The sequence below is a fragment of the Rhodococcus sp. Ni2 genome, from assembly GCF_021352185.1.
GTDB classification, from domain to species: Bacteria; Actinomycetota; Actinomycetes; order Mycobacteriales; family Mycobacteriaceae; genus Rhodococcus_F; species Rhodococcus_F qingshengii.
The window spans coordinates 2,765,524-2,782,337 of the sequence record NZ_WOXZ01000002.1 but is presented as its reverse complement, the minus strand read 5'-3'; the positions used below and the strand labels follow the sequence as shown (position 1 = coordinate 2,782,337).

General features: G+C 61.2%; 18 protein-coding genes and 1 tRNA gene. 8 read left to right on the top strand and 11 right to left on the bottom strand.

Annotated features, from left to right (window positions below; genetic code table 11):
- The first annotated feature begins 14 nt into the window (after nt 1-14).
- The 4 genes from GN300_RS29935 (at nt 15) to GN300_RS26390 (ending at nt 3,728) form a co-directional block, all read left to right on the top strand.
- Nucleotides 15-1,436 (top strand): pseudouridine synthase, encoded by a 1,422-nt coding sequence (locus GN300_RS29935; protein ID WP_082845782.1) that lies wholly within the window; start codon nt 15-17, stop codon nt 1,434-1,436.
- A gap of 11 nt (nt 1,437-1,447) precedes the next feature.
- Nucleotides 1,448-2,128: a (d)CMP kinase gene (cmk, locus tag GN300_RS26400; RefSeq protein WP_170320421.1), complete on the top strand. Its 681-nt coding sequence runs from the start codon at nt 1,448-1,450 to the stop codon at nt 2,126-2,128.
- Nucleotides 2,125-3,552: a ribosome biogenesis GTPase Der gene (der, locus tag GN300_RS26395; protein ID WP_003946199.1), complete on the top strand. Its 1,428-nt coding sequence runs from the start codon at nt 2,125-2,127 to the stop codon at nt 3,550-3,552. The genes cmk and der overlap by 4 nt, the downstream gene beginning before the upstream one ends.
- 102 nt (nt 3,553-3,654) lie before the next feature.
- Nucleotides 3,655-3,728: transfer RNA gene (locus GN300_RS26390), tRNA-Pro, on the top strand.
- A 270-nt stretch (nt 3,729-3,998) separates the two neighbouring features.
- Here the strand turns inward: GN300_RS26390 and GN300_RS26385 are convergent.
- Entirely contained in the window at nt 3,999-4,424 is a 426-nt protein-coding gene (locus tag GN300_RS26385; protein ID WP_063316362.1) for a hypothetical protein, read from the bottom strand.
- Between the two features lie 338 nt (nt 4,425-4,762).
- Here GN300_RS26385 and GN300_RS26380 point away from each other — a divergent pair, with 338 nt between their 5' ends.
- Nucleotides 4,763-5,218: a hypothetical protein gene (locus tag GN300_RS26380; protein ID WP_063316363.1), complete on the top strand. Its 456-nt coding sequence runs from the start codon at nt 4,763-4,765 to the stop codon at nt 5,216-5,218.
- Here GN300_RS26380 and GN300_RS29825 read toward each other — a convergent pair whose 3' ends face one another.
- From GN300_RS29825 to GN300_RS26345, 8 genes are all read right to left on the bottom strand, one after another.
- On the bottom strand, nt 5,219-5,341 hold the full coding sequence (locus tag GN300_RS29825) for a hypothetical protein (protein ID WP_267933192.1): 123 nt from the start codon (nt 5,339-5,341) through the stop codon (nt 5,219-5,221).
- Nucleotides 5,342-5,597: 256 nt separating this feature from the next.
- Complete coding sequence (locus GN300_RS26375; RefSeq protein ID WP_063316364.1) at nt 5,598-6,278, bottom strand: hypothetical protein; 681 nt, start codon at nt 6,276-6,278, stop codon at nt 5,598-5,600.
- Nucleotides 6,279-6,454: 176 nt separating this feature from the next.
- Entirely contained in the window at nt 6,455-7,339 is an 885-nt protein-coding gene (locus tag GN300_RS26370) for a hypothetical protein (RefSeq protein WP_063316365.1), read from the bottom strand.
- 65 nt (nt 7,340-7,404) lie between these two features.
- Nucleotides 7,405-8,265 (bottom strand): ABC transporter permease, encoded by an 861-nt coding sequence (locus tag GN300_RS29930; protein ID WP_020969703.1) that lies wholly within the window; start codon nt 8,263-8,265, stop codon nt 7,405-7,407.
- Entirely contained in the window at nt 8,262-9,224 is a 963-nt protein-coding gene (locus GN300_RS26360) for an ABC transporter permease (RefSeq protein WP_158510646.1), read from the bottom strand. The genes GN300_RS29930 and GN300_RS26360 overlap by 4 nt, the downstream gene beginning before the upstream one ends.
- 80 nt (nt 9,225-9,304) lie before the next feature.
- Nucleotides 9,305-10,837, bottom strand: a complete 1,533-nt coding sequence (locus GN300_RS26355; protein WP_197487736.1) for an ABC transporter substrate-binding protein — start codon at nt 10,835-10,837, stop codon at nt 9,305-9,307.
- A 130-nt stretch (nt 10,838-10,967) separates the two neighbouring features.
- On the bottom strand, nt 10,968-11,942 hold the full coding sequence (locus GN300_RS26350; protein WP_007731960.1) for an ABC transporter ATP-binding protein: 975 nt from the start codon (nt 11,940-11,942) through the stop codon (nt 10,968-10,970).
- Nucleotides 11,942-12,853, bottom strand: coding sequence for an ABC transporter ATP-binding protein (locus GN300_RS26345; RefSeq protein ID WP_230587654.1), 912 nt, complete (start codon nt 12,851-12,853; stop codon nt 11,942-11,944). The genes GN300_RS26350 and GN300_RS26345 overlap by 1 nt, the downstream gene beginning before the upstream one ends.
- Before the next feature lie 275 nt (nt 12,854-13,128).
- On the opposite strand from GN300_RS26345, the gene GN300_RS26340 reads away from it, so the two are divergent.
- Complete coding sequence (locus tag GN300_RS26340; RefSeq protein ID WP_021333511.1) at nt 13,129-13,686, top strand: QsdR family transcriptional regulator; 558 nt, start codon at nt 13,129-13,131, stop codon at nt 13,684-13,686.
- 85 nt (nt 13,687-13,771) lie between these two features.
- On the opposite strand, the gene GN300_RS26335 is transcribed toward GN300_RS26340, so the two are convergent.
- Together GN300_RS26335 and GN300_RS26330 are read right to left on the bottom strand one after the other, a co-directional pair.
- A complete protein-coding gene (locus GN300_RS26335) occupies nt 13,772-14,593 on the bottom strand; it encodes a class II glutamine amidotransferase (protein WP_031331541.1) in 822 nt (273 codons plus the stop codon).
- Between the two features lie 21 nt (nt 14,594-14,614).
- Nucleotides 14,615-15,058: a hypothetical protein gene (locus tag GN300_RS26330; RefSeq protein ID WP_030537512.1), complete on the bottom strand. Its 444-nt coding sequence runs from the start codon at nt 15,056-15,058 to the stop codon at nt 14,615-14,617.
- 344 nt (nt 15,059-15,402) lie between these two features.
- Between GN300_RS26330 and GN300_RS26325 the strand changes: the two genes are divergently transcribed.
- Together GN300_RS26325 and GN300_RS26320 are read left to right on the top strand one after the other, a co-directional pair.
- Nucleotides 15,403-16,131: a hypothetical protein gene (locus GN300_RS26325; protein WP_021333507.1), complete on the top strand. Its 729-nt coding sequence runs from the start codon at nt 15,403-15,405 to the stop codon at nt 16,129-16,131.
- Nucleotides 16,128-16,742: a class F sortase gene (locus GN300_RS26320; RefSeq protein ID WP_233405703.1), complete on the top strand. Its 615-nt coding sequence runs from the start codon at nt 16,128-16,130 to the stop codon at nt 16,740-16,742. The genes GN300_RS26325 and GN300_RS26320 overlap by 4 nt, the downstream gene beginning before the upstream one ends.
- The last annotated feature ends 72 nt before the right edge of the window (nt 16,743-16,814 follow it).

Sequence of the window (16,814 nt, the reverse complement as noted above, 5' to 3'; positions counted from 1 at the left end):
CTGACAGGAAAAAAGTGAACAATCCCGCTCGCCGAGATGGCACACCGGACCGTAACAACTCCCGCGACAGCCGCGGCGCACGCAGCGATGCCCCCCGTGGTGGTCGCAGCGACGCCCCCCGCGGCGCACGTAGCGAAGCGCCCCGTGGTGGACGCAGCAACACTTCCCGCAGTACCTCCGGATACGACCGCAACGCCGGATCCGACCGTCCCCGCACGGACGACCGTCGCGGTGGATTCAATGATGACCGTCGCCCGCCGCGCAGCGATGACCGTCGCCCGCCGCGCAGCGATGACCGTCGCCCCGCACGTACCGACGACCGTCGTGGTGGCTACAACGACGACCGTCGCGGACCGCGCACTGACGACCGCCGCGGACCCCGCAGCGATGACCGCCGTACCCCCCACGTCGACGCCCGTCGCGCACCGCGTGGCGGCGCTGACCGTCGTAGTGACGATCAGCGCGGCGCACGCCCCGACGCTCCTCGCGGCGGCGCATGGTCGAACGCACCTCGTGGGTCCAAGTTCGACGGACCTCCGCGCAAGCGCCCGGCAGCCCCGACACCGCCGGCGACCAACAAGCGTGGCAAGCCGAAGACCGAGAAGCCGCAGCGCGTCGTCTCTCAGAACCCGTTGGTCTCCAACGCCAAGCCGGCGCGTCATCAGCATGCCGAGATCACCAAGCACGACGGCCCGCCGAAGGGCGACGGCGTCCGCTTGCAGAAGGTGCTGGCTCAGGCCGGCGTCGCATCACGCCGCGCTGCTGAAGAGCTGATCGATCAGGGTCGCGTCGAGGTCGACGGCCGCATCGTGATCGAACAGGGTCTGCGTGTCGACCCCGAGAACGCAGTGGTTCGTGTCGACGGCGTCCGCGTCGTCGTGCAGAAGGACCTCGTCTACCTCGCGATGAACAAGCCGCGTGGCTGGCAGTGCACCATGTCCGACGATCTCGGTCGTCCGTGCGTCGGTGACATCGTCTCCGAGCGCGTTCAGTCGGGTCAGCGGCTCTTCCACGTCGGCCGTCTCGACGCCGACACCGAAGGCTTGCTTCTCTTCACCAACGACGGTGACTTGGCTCACCGCCTGATGCACCCGTCGTTCGAGGTTCCGAAGACGTACCTCGCCACGGTTCACGGCGTTGTCGAGCGCAGCACCGGCAAGCAGTTGCGCGACGGCGTCACCCTCGACGACGGTCCGGCCAAGGTGGACGCGTTCACCGTGCTCGAGATCAACGAGGGCAAGACGCTCGTCAAGCTCGTTCTGCACGAGGGCCGCAAGCACATCGTGCGTCGCCTCCTCGATGCCGTCGGTCACCCCGTTGTCCGTCTGGTTCGCACCAACGTCGGAGTTGTCGCTCTCGGTGATCAGCGTCCGGGAACGCAGCGCGTCCTCGGACGTAGCGAGGTCGGTGGACTGTACGAGGCGGTCGGCCTGTGACCGATTCGTCCATGCCGCTGGTAGTCGCTATGGACGGACCGTCCGGAACCGGCAAGTCCAGCGTCTCTCGCGCGTTGGCGCAGCGTTTGGGCGCTCGCTACCTCGACACCGGAGCCATCTACCGGATCGCGACCCTGCACGTGCTGCGTCAGGGAATCGATCTGGCGGATTCCGCCGCGATCACGGCCGCCGTTGCGGCGTTGCCGTGGTCCATCGGTACCGATCCGAGCAGCGAGCAGGTGCATCTCGACGGCGCGGACGTCAGCGAGGAGATCCGCGGCGACGCGGTAACCAAGGCCGTCTCCGCGGTGTCGGCTGTACCCGAGGTTCGTGACCTGCTGGTCGCCACTCAGCGTGAGTTGGCGGCCGGTGCGGAGCGGATCGTCGTGGAAGGTCGCGACATCGGAACCGTCGTACTCCCCGATGCAGACGTCAAGATCTTCTTGACCGCATCGGCGGAAACCCGTGCGGCACGGCGCAATACGCAGAACATCGGCCAAGGCCGTGAAGACAATTACGAAGCGGTGCTGGCTGATGTGCAGCGCCGTGACCATCTCGATTCGACTCGGGCAGTGTCGCCGTTGCGCCCTGCCGACGACTCCATTCTGGTGGATACGAGCGAATTGGGAATTGAAGATGTGATCGCCAAGTTGCTGTTGGTGGTCAGCGACAGGACTGGAGCAGTGCAGTGAGCGACGATCTGGTAACCGAATATGCCGGTGACGGAACTTGGTCCGAGGAATCGGAGTGGGATTACGCCGATCTCGAAGCGGACGGCGAAGGCGAAGCGCACATTGCCGTCCCGACCTTGGCTGTTGTCGGTCGACCGAACGTCGGCAAGTCGACGCTCGTCAACCGCATCATCGGCCGTCGTGAAGCGGTAGTCGAAGACATCCCCGGCGTTACCCGTGACCGCGTCTCGTACGAGGCGAACTGGGCCGGACGACGCTTCCTAGTCCAGGACACCGGCGGATGGGAGCCCGACGCAAAGGGTCTTCAGCAGGCGGTCGCACGTCAGGCGGAGTTGGCCATGGGAACGGCTGACGCCATTCTCCTGGTCGTCGACGCTGTTGTCGGCGCTACCGCGACGGACGAAGCTGTTGCTCGCGTGCTTCGCCGCTCGAAGACTCCGGTCATCCTCGTTGCCAACAAGGTGGACGACGGACGCACCGAGTCCGAGGTTGCAGCGCTGTGGTCCTTGGGCCTCGGTCAGCCGTACTCCGTGAGTGCGACGCACGGCCGCGGTACCGGAGACCTGCTCGACGAGGTTCTCGAGAAGCTGCCGGAAACCCCGCGTGAAGGTATCCCCGGCGGCGGTCCGCGTCGTGTTGCTCTCGTCGGAAAGCCGAATGTCGGAAAGTCCAGCTTGCTCAACAAGCTGTCCGGTGACGAGCGGTCCGTCGTGCACAATGTTGCCGGCACCACCGTCGACCCCGTCGACTCCATTGTCGAACTCGGCGGGCGCCCTTGGCGTTTCGTCGACACGGCTGGTCTGCGCAAGCGCGTCAGCCATGCCAGCGGGGCGGAGTTCTATGCGTCGCTGCGTACGAAGAGCGCGATCGAGGCCGCTGAGGTTGCGATCCTGCTGATCGACGCACACGAGCCGATCACCGAGCAGGACTTGCGTGTTCTGAGCATGGTGGCCGACACGGGTCGTGCATTGGTGATCGCATTCAACAAGTGGGACCTCGTGGACGAGGACCGTCGACTCATGCTGGACAAGGAAGTGGACCGCGATCTGGTCCGCGTTCCGTGGGCTCAGCGAGTGAACATCTCCGCCCACACCGGTCGCGCCGTGGCGAAGCTCGTGCCGGCTCTCGACACGGCTCTGGAGTCCTGGGACAAGCGCATCCCCACGGGTCGCCTGAACACCTGGCTCAAGGAAGTTGTGGCAGCAACGCCGCCTCCGATGCGTGGTGGTCGCCTTCCGCGCATCATGTTCGCGACGCAGGCAAGCACGCGCCCGCCGACATTCGTTCTCTTCACCACGGGCTTCCTCGAGGCCGGCTACCGCCGCTTCATCGAGCGGCGTCTGCGTGAAGAGTTCAACTTCGACGGCAGCCCGATCCGCGTATCCGTCCGAGTGCGCGAGAAGCGTGACCGTAAGGGCCGCTGATTCTGCGTCCAATTCGGTACTGAAACGGCTCTGACCAGCCGATTGGTACTTCGGCCCGTCCCTGATGTAATCTTTCCAAGCGCCCGAAACAAGGGCGTGGGACGGGCTGTGGCGCAGCTTGGTAGCGCACTTGACTGGGGGTCAAGTGGTCGCAGGTTCAAATCCTGTCAGCCCGACCGAAGTTAGATCAAAAAGGCAGTTTCTCAGAAATGAGAAACTGCCTTTTTGTTTGTGCCTTCAAAGGTTCGGCAACGGATCATGCGGGAAGTCCTGCGGTGACGTGATCTCCGCGTCGGCAGCGTTCACGACTGCAACATATTCTTCGTCGGTTTCGCGCTCATCAGAACGTCTGCTGGAAACGCGTAGTGGATCTCGTCGTCTGGATGCAAGTGGGAGCGAAGGCGCGCACGGACGCTCGCGGAAACCGTCATGCGCGGAAGGCTAGCTCAGGTTCGCTGACTGAGGCGAATATTGTGAACGGCAACGGTTACTTCGAAGAGCGCGATCAGAATGGCGGTAAAGATTGCTGCCAACCACCACGGCGCCGAACCTGCTGTATTCAGCCAGATGGTCAGTGCACCGAAAATTGTAGTCGGAATGCCGACAGCACGAGACAGGTCGACGTTCCTCGGATTGACCGGCGGTGTTCTCCACCAATGAAGGCGATGTCCTCGATTCTCACGCAGCATTCGCAGGATGGACCAGACAGTAAGCGGCAGACCAATCGCGAGGATGACCATCCCGCCAATGATCGCCAAAGTGCACCCGTCTCGGAAGTACGTCACGGCAGCGCCCACAACACCTGCAAAACCGATGGCCGTGAATACTTTCCACGCCGGGGTTATGGACTGGCCATGCGGTTGTGTTGCCATGCAAGCACCCTTCCACAAAACATAATCGAAAACTTCAACCCTGTTGCGGCCGTCGATTGTGCATCAGGGTGACAATCAAACTCGGTAGGCCGTTAACTACTCCGAGTACAGCGACTGCGATACCCGCACTCAAGAGAGGTGCTGTCTCCCAAGAGTTGTCGACGATGGCAGATGCTCCGATCAAGCTCGATACCCAGCCCGTGAGTTGAGCACGTCGGACATGTTGTGCCGCTCGCGAGGAGGTCGGTCCTACCGAGAGAGGTAACCTCCGCCCCTTTCGAGTTGTAGTCGCTTTCTGCTCCGGAGCGCAATTTCGCCTACTGGCATGATCTCTTCTTATGATTGGGATTCGGATCGCGTGGGTTGTATTGGCGGTCGCCACCGGGATTCTGGGATCCGCGACGGCACAGTGGCCGCTGTACGAGATCACCGATTGCGAAATAGGCCTCGGCCCGCTCAGTTCTGCCGATTGTTACCGCTCGATTCACGACTACTTCGGGCGGGAGCTCTTCTTGGTGCTGGCGTTGCCGGTGGCTCTGTGCGTTATTCCAGCCGTGATCCCACGACCATTAGTTTCCTGGATCGTCTCGGCGACAATGCTTTGCGCTGCAGTATTGGGTTTCTTTGCAGCTTTCAGCTCTGATATGCCTTCTCTGCTGTCGATGGTGGGGAGCCTCCCTGCTGCAGTGCTGGCATTGGTACTTGCTGCGGTGCATCAGGGGATCGCATTGCGCAACAAGGGCGCCATTGCGCGTGCGCGCAGTGGGGTTCGCGATACGCAGCCGAGTGAGTGATCAGTCGGGGCTGAAGAACAGTTCCATCGAGATCCAGAACCACGCCACCATTGCCGCGACCGGCAGGAACGCGAGCACCAATGGCAATGTAAATTGCCGGCCGGTACGACTGGGAATAGTCATAAGTCCGAGCAAGACGCACACGGCGGCAGGCGCCGCCCAACTTATCCAGTAGGTGAGTGGTGGTGGGTTGGGCCCGAACGACGTGAACGAACGGTTCGGATACAGCTGCGGCTGTGCGGGACATCGGCGAAGTGTTGCCACAGGAGTACCAATGGCAGGTAGCCGAACAGTCCCAGTAGGAGGCCGACGACGAGTCCCGCGAAGATTCGTTCGCCCCTCATCTCAATGCACCCGTCCGAATCAATCGTCCCACTGCCTATGCGACTTCTGGTAAGTCGCGAGGCTGAATCCGTAGAGCCCACGCCCGGGCCGCAACGAACGTCATGGCCAATACGAGAACGACCAGCAGTACGACCGCGATCCAGGTGGGAGTGGTGGTGGAAAAGCCCAGCCTCCACGCAGTACCGACACCTACAGTCGTCGCCGCCAACGCCCCGACCGGAAGCATCGCCGCCACCGCTCGCGTCGTGCGAACAGTAAGTCGATCCCCGGCAGCGCGAAGGACTCCGAACACGGCGGCGACCGAAATGCCATACGCCAGGAGACCGCTGACGGCATAGACCAGGAGCGGGGACCATCCGATATCAACCGACCCGGTGAATGCCATGCCGATCAAGACCAACAGGGGCGTCAACCCAAGCGTGACGCCTGCGAGGCCTGCCACCACAGTTGGAACCATTCGATTGTCCTGGCCTCCGGAGATTCGCACGCCCGCGAGGCGGAGCACGAACCCGGTCAGCGCGCCCAGAAGGGCGCCGATCACCGCAGCCTCGATGGGCCAGGTCCATTGCGATTCACCCGCGAAGCCCGAGATTGTGGTGCCACCCGAAAAGAGGGTGATCGTGGCGGACGCCTGTGCCGATCCCTGTGTCAGCGCCGCCGTGACGATGGCAACGGTCGCACCGAACAAAGCAAACCCGAGTGCCTGTTTCCACATCTAGCCATCTTGACCCATCCCGCGGGAGAATTCGGCACAACGGCAGTCTCGTCCGGATGCCTTCTCACTGTGCAGATTGGGGGCGCAGCCGACTTCGGCGATAATTGTGTGAAGGGGCTGGTGGTGACACCCTCGTCGTATCACCACCAGCCACGTTCGACACTCACGACCTGCTGTCACGCACGCAATCGGCGACGTGCTGCCAGTGCTGCCGGAAATCCGAGATCTGCATCGATCACTTCACCGGAGAGACGTTCCGAGATTTCGATCAGTCGACTGCATCCGGTCTCTCCGATCGCCTCGTACGGGTACGACCCCAGCACATCGGTCTGATGCTCAACCCGCTTCCGGCGATCGCGACCCACCTCGTTCAGGTGAAGCTCGGGGCCGTCTTCGAGCCATCCACGCGCCCGCACACCTTCGACGCCTTCCGCCCACTGATCGTTGTCCCATGCCCGGCTCATTTGCAGAGCAGCAGCAGGAACATCACCGGTTGCGGCGTGGACTACCAACGCTTCGACACCGTTGAGTCCCTCGGCGTGAAGAAGTGCGACATGAGAATCTCCGCGAAACTCCCGGAGCAAGGATTGGGCATGCCACAACACGAGATGAGGCTCCTCAGGCCACGGCAATGATGCGTGCCCACCGAACAGGGGTCGCCCTTGTGGTCTGTTGCAGGCGCGTTCCGCGGCTCGACGTGCGAGTTCGGCAGCTTCGCGAACTTCGGTGCCGTCGACATGTTCTCCCCAGGCCTTGCGCAGCGAACGGTCGACAGCGTCGAGTCGAGCGGTGAGGATCTGTTCGGGGGTGGCGATTGTCCAGGCTTCCGGCAGCACCGCGTGTACCAGTTCGGGGTTGAAGTTGAAGAACGTAGCGATGGTGACTTCAGCCGCTACTGCGCCCATGGGCGCAGACCGCGAAGCGAAGTAGCCCATTCGAGGGTGTGTAAAGCCCAGTGCGGCATATGCTTCCGCGCCGAAAGGGGTGAAGTAGATCATGCCGTGTATTGGTTCGGCTCCACGGAAGACGCGGCGCGCGGTTTCTGGTGCGATCGAGGTCATCGATAGTCCTTCATGCTGGTGGTGTGGTCTTCGAACAGTCGAGTCGGATGGTTGTTCTACGCCGGCTATCTCCCTCTGACATACATGCGGTCCCGGACGGCATCACCCACTCGGTAGACGGCCAGGACGACCAATGAAATCAGAATGCCGGAGGGGAGAATCTGTTGTGGTGCACTCAAGATGTGCAGGTACGCATCGGATAAGTCACCGCCCCAACTCGGAGTGGGGGGCTGTATTCCCAACCCCAGGAATGAGAGTGCCGCCTGCGCGAGAAAAGTCAGGCCGGTGAGCACGGTCACCTGAACGACAACCGGCCCGATTGCGTGCGGAAGAAGATGACGCAGGAGCACTACGTGCGGCGGGCATCCTGAGAGTCGCGCGCTCAGAACGAAGTCTCGGTTCCTCGTTTCGCTGACCCCGGCAGCCAGAATTCTTGCAATTGTGGGTGCATAGACGACTCCGAGCGCTGACATCGACGTGATCAGGCTCGGCCCCAGAACACCGGTAATAGCCACTGCGAGAACCAAACCTGGGAATGCCAGCAATGCGTCCGCCACCCGGAGGAGTGACGCGCCGATCCAGCGTGGCCAATATCCGGCGATCAACCCCCACGGAATTCCCAACAGCAGACTGACAGCGACAGCGATCGCGACGCCGAAGAAGGCGGAGCGTCCTCCCCAGATCAATCGACTGAGCACGTCACGACCGAAGCCGTCAGTGCCAAGCAGGTGCTGTGCACTCGGACCGGCGAACGTGTTGGTCAGGTTCTGATCGGTCGGACTGTGCGGAGCCACGAACGAGGCCAAGACGGACGCCGCTATCAGCGTTCCGAGAAAGCAGTAGCTGAGCCATAATCCGGGGTGCAGTCGAGGGAGAGCCCACTTGGAGCGGGTCTCGCCTGCGGTGGTAAGCGCGAGTTGGCTCACGAGATCGTTCCCTTCCTCAATTGTGGGCTGATCATGTTGTTGACGACGTCGACCAGGATGTTCACGAGAAGCACGATCACGACGAACAGCAACACAATGCCTTGAAGCATCGGATAATCTCGCGTGTCGATCGCAATGACGAGAGCGCTCCCGAGGCCCGGCAGCACGAAGATCTGCTCGAGAATGACCGTCGCACCCAGCATCGCCACGGCGAGCAATCCATAGACAGTGACAATCGTGGGAACGATGTTTCGTAGCGCGTAGCGCCACACGATCTTCCGCTCGTCGATACCCATCGCACGCGCAGTTCGTACGTAGTCACTTGACAGTGTCTCGATCATCGCAGCCCTGGTCTGCCGAACCGCAATCGATGCTGCGCCGGCAGCGAGCGCCGTTGCTGGTAGGACCAAATGGCTCAGGTTGTCGATCACACTGTTCTCGAGAGGAACCCAGCCGAGCACCGGTAGAACTCCCAAACCGAGGGCGAAGACATCGACCAGCACGATAGCGAGGAAGAAGTCCGGTACCGCGAGTCCGATCCCCGAAACCGTGCGGGTCAGACCATCGCTGCGTCGTCCCTGCCGCGTCGCGGTCCACACACCGAGCGGTATGGCGACGACGGCGGACAGTAACAGTGCGAGTACAACGAGCTCGGCGCTCGCCGGCAGGCGCGCAAGGATCTGTGGGCCGACGGGGGCGCTGTTCTGTAGCGACGTTCCCAGATCTCCGTGCAGAGCCGACACCACCCAGTTCCAGTACTGGACCAGCAGAGGTTGATTCAATCCGAGGCGCTCGTTGAGTGCCGCGATCGCTTCATCGCTGCCGTTCGGACCGAGAAGTGCCTCGGCTGGTCCACCGGGGATTATCCGGATAAGGGCAAAGGTTATGAAACTAGCGATGATCGCGGTAGGAATTATCTGTGCGAACCGGACGCCGATCATCCGTATGTAAGGATTCACCGGCGATCGGTGAGGGTTTCGGGTCGGAACGCTCTCAGGCTCGGGGGCCAACGAATTCTCTTGCGATACAACGGTCGTCGTCATGACTTCGAGAGGTACGTCAGATTGGGGGAGCCGTTCAGTGCGGGAACGGCCCCGTGGACGTTCTTCGTGTAGGCGACCACGTCGGGAGTGAAGTACAACGGTACGTACTCAGCGGACTTGATCACGACTTGATTGATCTGTTTGACGATGTCGAGCTGAGCGGTTTCGTCATACGTGTTGTTCAGCAGTGCGATCAGCTTCTCCAACTCCTCGTTGGGGACGGAATTCTGCCGGAAGTACGATCGCGAACCCAGAGAGGCTTCGAAATTGAGCGGTGCGGATGCTCGCGTGGGCCATCCCACGCTGAAGACGTCCGCGCTGTTGTGTGCGACGAACTCCGTAATCGCCTGAGGTCCACTCATTTCGACGAAGTCGACCTTGATGCCGACTTTCTCCCATTGTTCTCCGACAAGGACCGCGTTGGTCGAGTACGGCGGTAGGTTGCCTGCTAGTCCGCGCACGGTGACCCCATTCGGATACCCCGCCTCCGCTAGCAGCGATTTGGCCTTCTCCGGGTCGTACGGCCATGCATCTTCGGTTTCCTCGTCGTAGAACTGCGAACCGGGAGGATATTGACCGAACGCCGCAGTTCCTTCCGAGCTGTCCAGCGCGGCTCGCGCAATTGCCTTGCGGTCGAGCGCATACTGCATCGCCAGACGAACCCGGACGTCGTTAACCACAGGGTTCTTGTTGTTGATCACGACGAGCGCAACTCCGAGTCTCGGGTCGTGACTGACGTTCAGGTTGGGATTCCGTTCGAGGATCGGAGCACTCGACGGTGTGAGCCCGTATGCAAAATCCGCAGCGTTCGATGTCAGGGCATTTGTCAGCGCTGTGGGATTGGAGATCACCTGGATCTGGATCTTGGCGAGCTGGGGGCTGGGTGGACCTGCCGGTTTGTAATCGTCGAATCGACTGAATGTGTATGAACTGTTCGGGACTGCGCTGGTGAATGTGTACGGCCCTGCGCCTACAGGCTTGTTGGCGAAGTCTGCCCCTGCTGCTGCCAGCGCAGTGGGGGAGACCACCATTCCCAATCTGCCGTTGAGCCACCCTGGTAAGCCGGAGGTAGGTGAACTCAACGAGATCGTGATGTGATCTGGGGACGTTGCTTCGATGCTCTTGATCGTCGGGACGGAAACGATTCCGAGACTCAAGCAGTGTTCCATGCTTGCCTTGACTGCTGCTGCATCGAGAGTTGTACCGTCGTGAAAGGTCAAGCCGTTCTGCAACGTCATCTCGAACGTCAGGTTGTCCGGTCCGGAGAAGCCCCACTCGCTGGCGATTCCGGGCCGCAACTTCTGGGTGGCAGGTTCCGCATCGATCAGTGGTGCATACATCAACTGTAAGTAGTCGATGTCGTATCCGATGTTTCCCGCACACGGGTCGAGCGAGGCGGGCACGTGCGATGTCGCGACCTTGAGTTCGGCGTTCGGATCGGCAGGTCCGGTATCGCCGGCGGTACCGGTGGCGCTGCTCGAACAGCCGCTGAGCACGAGAGCAGAAAGTGCAAACGCAGCTACCAGCACACGTGGGCCACTTTTCCCATGATTCTGGAAGCGTGTGATCGGATATCGGGATCGCAAAGACAGACGCGGATTCATATGGTGGACTTTCGCTTTGGTCTTCTCGGAAGGGGGAGACTGACGCGGCACGCATTTACTGCGGCGGGTTGGAGATTCCGATCGATGTGGCCGGGGACGATAGATGGCAGGCGGAGCTGTGTGCGGAATTCGAGGCCGCGCGAAGTGACGGCGCTTCCGACGCACAGCGATCCATCGCAAACGGGCAGCGGGTGCGGAATCGACAGCCCGAGGGTGGATTCCGTGGGTCGGGTAACTCGCCCCGCACCAATGCTTTCCGACGACTGCGCCGCTCGAGTTCGATGTGCGGGGCCGCGGCGAGAAGTGCCTGCGTGTAGGGGTGCGATGGAGTCCTCAGGACCGTGGCAACCGGTCCGATCTCGACGATTCGGCCGAGGTACATCACCGCGACGCGATCGGCGATCCGTGCCACCGAACCCAAATCGTGCGAAATGAAGATGTACGTGAGGTCATGTTCTTCTCGGAGATCGGCAAGAAGTTGCAACACCTCTTCCTGAAGCGAAACATCCAGGGAGGCAACAGGTTCGTCGCAGAGAATCAGTGGCGCCTTGGAGGCAAGTGCACGAGCGATGGTCACGCGTTGGCGTTGGCCACCGGAGAGCTGGGTCGGGAGGCGGTCGGCAAGCTCAGCGCCGAGACCGACCCGACGCAACAGCTCGACGGCTTTCGGCCGCAAGGACTGTGGGATGCGCAGACGCCCTGGCGCCATCGGCTCGGCTACGCAAGCCCATGAGGCCATCCGATTGTTCAAGGCCGACGTAGGGTTTTGAAAAATGAGATGGGAAGATCCACCCTTGCCGAACGCCGGGTCGTCGAGATTCATAGTGATGGAGCCTGCGGCCGTCGCCACCAGACCCGCGAGAGCGTGAGCCGTCGAGGATTTTCCCGATCCTGATTCACCGATTATCGCAAGGGTTTCGCCCCTCTGTACGGAGAAGCTGACGTCGTCGACCGCGCGAAGAGCTTTGCGTCCGCGTCCGTACTCGACTGCCAGATTCCTAACGTCGACGATGACGTCGGTGTTGCTCATCAGCTCACCAGTCCGAGCAACTCGAGTTCGTCGCTGCGGTGACATCTTGTTGCCGATTCCGGTGATCCGATCAGAAGTGGATGATCGGATATGCAGAGCTCCTCGGAGTAGTTGCACCGGGCGACGTATCGGCAACCCACGCCGTCAGCAGGGGCTTTGGTGGTGAAATCGCCTCGCGACTTGGGCGATTGGGGGGAGACTTCTTCGAATGTCGAGCGTGCCGCCTCGAGAAGGCTGAACGTGTAGGGATGCGCGGGCCGCCGAAGCAGCACGTCTCGTGGCGCGACGTCGACGATCTCGCCGCGAAACATGGTGATGACTCGATCCGCGACCTCGGCGACGACCGCGAGGTCGTGACTGATCAACAACACGGCAAGATCGCGCTGTTCGGCCAGTTCTCGAAGGAGATCGACAATCTGAGCTTGGATGGTGACATCGAGCGCTGTTGTCGGTTCGTCCGCGATCAGCAACTTCGGACCGCATGCCAGGGCCATCGCGATCATCACCCGCTGACACATCCCGCCAGAAAGCTCGTACCCGAACGACTTCAAGGTTCTGCTCGGGTCGGCCAGACCGACCTGGTGGAGAAGATCTGTAGCCACGTCCTCCGCATCGACTTTCGTGATGTCGCGGTGGGCCTTCAACACATCGACGATCTGGCGACCGATGCTGACGGAGGGGTTGAGAGCCGAACTCGGGTCCTGGAAGACCATACTGACGTCGCGACCGCGTATTTTCCTCAACTCGGCGGCGGGCAGACCCACAAGTTCCTGTCCTTCCAAACGGATGCTTCCGCTGGTTGTTGCTGTACGGGGCAAGAGACCGAGCAGAGCGAGTCCGGTCAGTGTCTTTCCGCTCCCGCTCTCTCCTACGAGACCGGTGATTTCGCCCGACCCCAACTCGAAGCTCACGCGGTCGAGGAGTCTGTTCGAAATCGATTCTGTCCCAATGTCAACCGTGAGGTCTCGTACTTGCAGAAGTGGGCTCATCGTCGGGTCGTCCACGTGTGATCGTTCATCGCATTCCTCCGTAAACAACTGAACTGTTGTGACTGGAATCACGTACCGGGGAACCATAAACACTCACCTGCAACAAAGTCAATGAATGTTGCAACGATTGCCGTCGATGGCGCCGTCTGATCGCCTCCGGCTACCGACCAGCACGTCGTCAGCGATACATTCACTCCATGGCCGAGACACGTGACATCCGCGCGGAAGCGTTGAGTGCCGCCCGACGACAGTTCGCAGCCGGAAAACCGCTCGATGTGAACGCTTTGGCCACCGAGTTGGGGGTGGATCGGACCACCTTGTTCCGGCGTGCAGGGAATCGCGACACAATTACCGGTGACGTGCTCGATTCGCTGGCGCGCCGAACGTGGCGAATGGGCCTCGAGGAGTGCGGTGGAAGCGGAGCGTCAAGGGTTGTCGACGTCCTCACTTACCATGCACGGGCGACAATCGAGACCGAATTCTTCCGGACGTATTTGACTCGGGAACCGCAAAAGGCGTTGTGCATACTCACAACTGGACTGGGGCCGATTCAGGGCACGATGGTCGAATCCGTGCGAAGGCTGATCGAAGCTGAAATACCGGAGCAGATTCGGCCAGACCTGCCCGTCGAGGACATGGCGTATCTGCTGGTTCGCGTGGGTGAGTCGTTCATCTACAACGATTTGCTCACTGGTGGCACTCCGGATACGGAGAAGGCTCGCTTGGCGTTCCGGCTCATCCTCTCGCGTGACTAGTGTGCCGAGTTTCCGTTTTCTCAGTTTTCGTGAAAGCGCTTCGAATGCAAGCTATTTCATAGCTATGCCTGGTTGTATGACCCAATCAGGCTGGTGGGATCGGCACAAAGCTCCGCATCTCGTCCCGTCCGGGCCGGATGACGCCTGCGGCGGATTCGGGAACCTCGTTCCAGGCGCCGGGAAGGTCACGTAGAGGCTCGGAGACGACGATTCGGGTCTCCTCACTCAGATGGTGCAGGGCATCCACCTCAGGATGGAGCTTGCGCAACGTGGAAATCTCGGTGGAGAAGAACAACGACCTCGACTGGTGCTCGCTGGAATAGCGAAAGATCCAGGTGGAGATGCCATCCGACGTGGCGACGGTCATCTGAACCGGATTGTCGATTCCCTGCGAGCGGGCCGTGTGCTCGACGAATCCGACGGCCCTCGCGACACCTTCGAACGGATCGTCGGTCAGGCCGAACGTCAGCGCGAGGAAGAACAAGGTTTCCGAGTCCGTCGATCCTTCGAGATCCGGAAAGAGCGACGGATCAATGGCAGTCACCAATTCCCGTTTCATGTCGTGGAATCCGTGTAGTGAACCGTTGTGCATCCACAACCATTGCCGGTGCCGGAACGGGTGACAGTTGCTGCGCTGCACTGCAGTTCCCGTCGAGGCGCGGATGTGAGCGAACAGCAGAGGGGTGCGCAATTGGGAGGTGACTTCGCGCAGGTTCGAGTCGTTCCACGCGGGTTCGATGCTCTTGAAAACTGCCGGTTGGGGGCCTTCCCCGTACCAGCCGATTCCGAAGCCGTCGCCATTTGTCGTCGTGGCCCCGAGTTGAGAATGCAGGCTCTGGTCGATCAGCGAGTGCTGTGGCCTGAACAGCAAGTCATGGGCCAGTATCGGCTCTCCGGAATACGCCATCCACCTACACATACTTTCAACTCAAGCAGATCGAGTCGGCGTTGACGGTGCATGCGCAGCGGCGTGCGTCGTCTGGGTGGGCTTCCATGTCGACACAGCCCAGATCACGACGATGTTCAGCGCGATGATGAGAGTCGACCACCAGGGGTAGTACGGCAGCCACAAGAAGTTCGCGATGATCGAGATCGCGCAGATCACCACTGCCGACACCCGCGCCCAGGCCGCTCCGGTGAACAGTGCAAGCCCGACGAGAGCGACGAGCGCGCCCAGCACGAGATGGATCCAACCCCACGTCGTCAGGTCGAACTGATAGACGTAGTCGATCCCGACTACGAACACTTCGTTTTCGGCGACGGCAGCGAGTCCTTGGAAGAACTGCACGATGCCGACCGTCACCAAGATGACGGCTGCCCCGATCGATGTTCCTACCGCGAAACCCTGCTTGACTGATGTTGTATCCGACATGACGGTTTCCCTTGATTCGGTGGGGGGGCGACCGGACACGTGCCCGGCACGCTCGTTGTAGTGATCGTTGTTCCACCGGCTGACCGCTATGAAACGGAAATACCTGTCCAATGCGGTGAGAAATCAGTGCGATCTGCTCCGATGTGCGGGCGAAATGTAACTTCTGACCCCTGTTGATCCGATGTACCCCTTGCCGGAACGTGTGTGCGGAGAAATTGCTCGTAACCGAAGTTCACAGAAAACAAGAGGAATTCGGCACGGAATTCGACCTATTTGTCCAGCTGTACTGGTATTTTGACTGAATTGACCGGAAGCTACGGTCCGCGGAAAAAGGTAGCGAGAGAATGACGATCTTCGGCAGGCGTACCGCGGGCATCACCGCGACGGCCTTCGTCTTGGCGACCGTTGTGTCGACAGCACTCCCCGCAGTGGGATCGGCTGCCCCCGTTTCGCTCACCCGCGCGTGCAACTCGGAAATCAACGAAAATTCGATGTCACTCGATCCGGCCGTGATCGACGGTTGGTACGACATCTCGACTGGATCGCCTGGAACGAAAATCAACTCGATCGAGGCGTGGCGGACAGTGCCGGGAGACATCCTCGAGTTTCGCGCATCGGTGACGATCAGAGCCCACGGAAGTCCCGTCCGAGGGACCCTTCGGATCGACGGCGCCGGCTTGACCGGAGATCAGGATTTGATCTCCAAAATGACGTTGACCCAAGATCTCGGCCGGTCAGGGTCAACGGTCACCGACGCTGACGACGGTTCGGTCATCCCCGTACGTGCCAAGCTCGCATTCGACGTCACAACTCCTGGACAAGTCGCGCAGAACCAGACGGTCAACCTCTCGGCAGTCAAGATTGTCTTGGCAGGCGACACCACCGATCCGGGAGGTGAGTGCCCCGGCCCCGGCCCCGGCGGCGGGGGGAATGGAAGCGGTGGCGGAAACGGCAGCGGTGGTGACGGTTCCGGTGGGAACGGTGGGGATTCCGGTGACGCACTTCCCGGTCGTGACGTAGGAAACCGAGTACCAATTGCCCAGATTCCGTCCGGCCCGACTTCTCGTCCGTGACAGCGGCACTTGGATCCACGGCCAGCCGAACGTGGGCCGCTGCAGTAGTGGCGACAATGCTCTTGATCGGCGGATGTTCCGACGACGGTGACTCGCCGACCCGCGTCCTCGCGACCGGCCAACAAGATTTGCCGCCGGCAGTTCGCGCCGCAGTCGACGGTCCGGATGTCCCGACCACGCTGCGCACAGGCAACAGCACCGCTGACATCCTGCCGATCAAGACGACGACGGACGGCTCGCTCATTCCGCCCGAGGATGTCAGTGAGATCGGATGGTGGGCAGATTCGGCATTTCCCGGCTCCGGCGCGGGCACTGTGGTGATCACCGGACACGTCAACGACATCTATCAGGGTGACGGTTTCGGAAAGAAGTTCTCGACACTGGAAATCGGCTCGGTCGTGACCGTGGCGGGCGCCGGGGGACAGACCTGGAACTACCGTATCGATGCGGTCGATCACTACGGCAAGGACGGCGAGCTGCCGGTCGAGCGATTGAACAGCCTCGACGGACCCGAAACCCTCGCGCTGATCACCTGCGGCGGCGAGTTCGTCGGTCCGCCGTTCGGATACGAGGACAACGACGTCGCGTGGGGAACTCCGGTGCCCGCATAGCCGAAAACCAGACGTCGGAACGGTTGATAAACTGGGTCCCGCGTTCGTGGCCATCCACGCACGTTTCGAAAG

Excerpts from the sequence above, each read along its gene's own strand:
- cmk (WP_170320421.1), top strand. The coding sequence starts at position 1,448 with ATGCCGCTGGTAGTCGCTATGGACGGACCGTCCGGAACCGGCAAGTCC.
- GN300_RS26385 (WP_063316362.1), bottom strand. The coding sequence starts at position 4,424 with ATGGCAACACAACCGCATGGCCAGTCCATAACCCCGGCGTGGAAAGTA.
- GN300_RS26380 (WP_063316363.1), top strand. The coding sequence starts at position 4,763 with ATGATTGGGATTCGGATCGCGTGGGTTGTATTGGCGGTCGCCACCGGG.
- GN300_RS29825 (WP_267933192.1), bottom strand. The coding sequence starts at position 5,341 with ATGACTATTCCCAGTCGTACCGGCCGGCAATTTACATTGCCATTGGTG.
- GN300_RS26375 (WP_063316364.1), bottom strand. The coding sequence starts at position 6,278 with ATGTGGAAACAGGCACTCGGGTTTGCTTTGTTCGGTGCGACCGTTGCC.
- GN300_RS26370 (WP_063316365.1), bottom strand. The coding sequence starts at position 7,339 with ATGACCTCGATCGCACCAGAAACCGCGCGCCGCGTCTTCCGTGGAGCC.
- GN300_RS26350 (WP_007731960.1), bottom strand. The coding sequence starts at position 11,942 with ATGAGCAACACCGACGTCATCGTCGACGTTAGGAATCTGGCAGTCGAG.
- GN300_RS26340 (WP_021333511.1), top strand. The coding sequence starts at position 13,129 with ATGGCCGAGACACGTGACATCCGCGCGGAAGCGTTGAGTGCCGCCCGA.
- GN300_RS26335 (WP_031331541.1), bottom strand. The coding sequence starts at position 14,593 with ATGGCGTATTCCGGAGAGCCGATACTGGCCCATGACTTGCTGTTCAGG.
- GN300_RS26330 (WP_030537512.1), bottom strand. The coding sequence starts at position 15,058 with ATGTCGGATACAACATCAGTCAAGCAGGGTTTCGCGGTAGGAACATCG.
- GN300_RS26325 (WP_021333507.1), top strand. The coding sequence starts at position 15,403 with ATGACGATCTTCGGCAGGCGTACCGCGGGCATCACCGCGACGGCCTTC.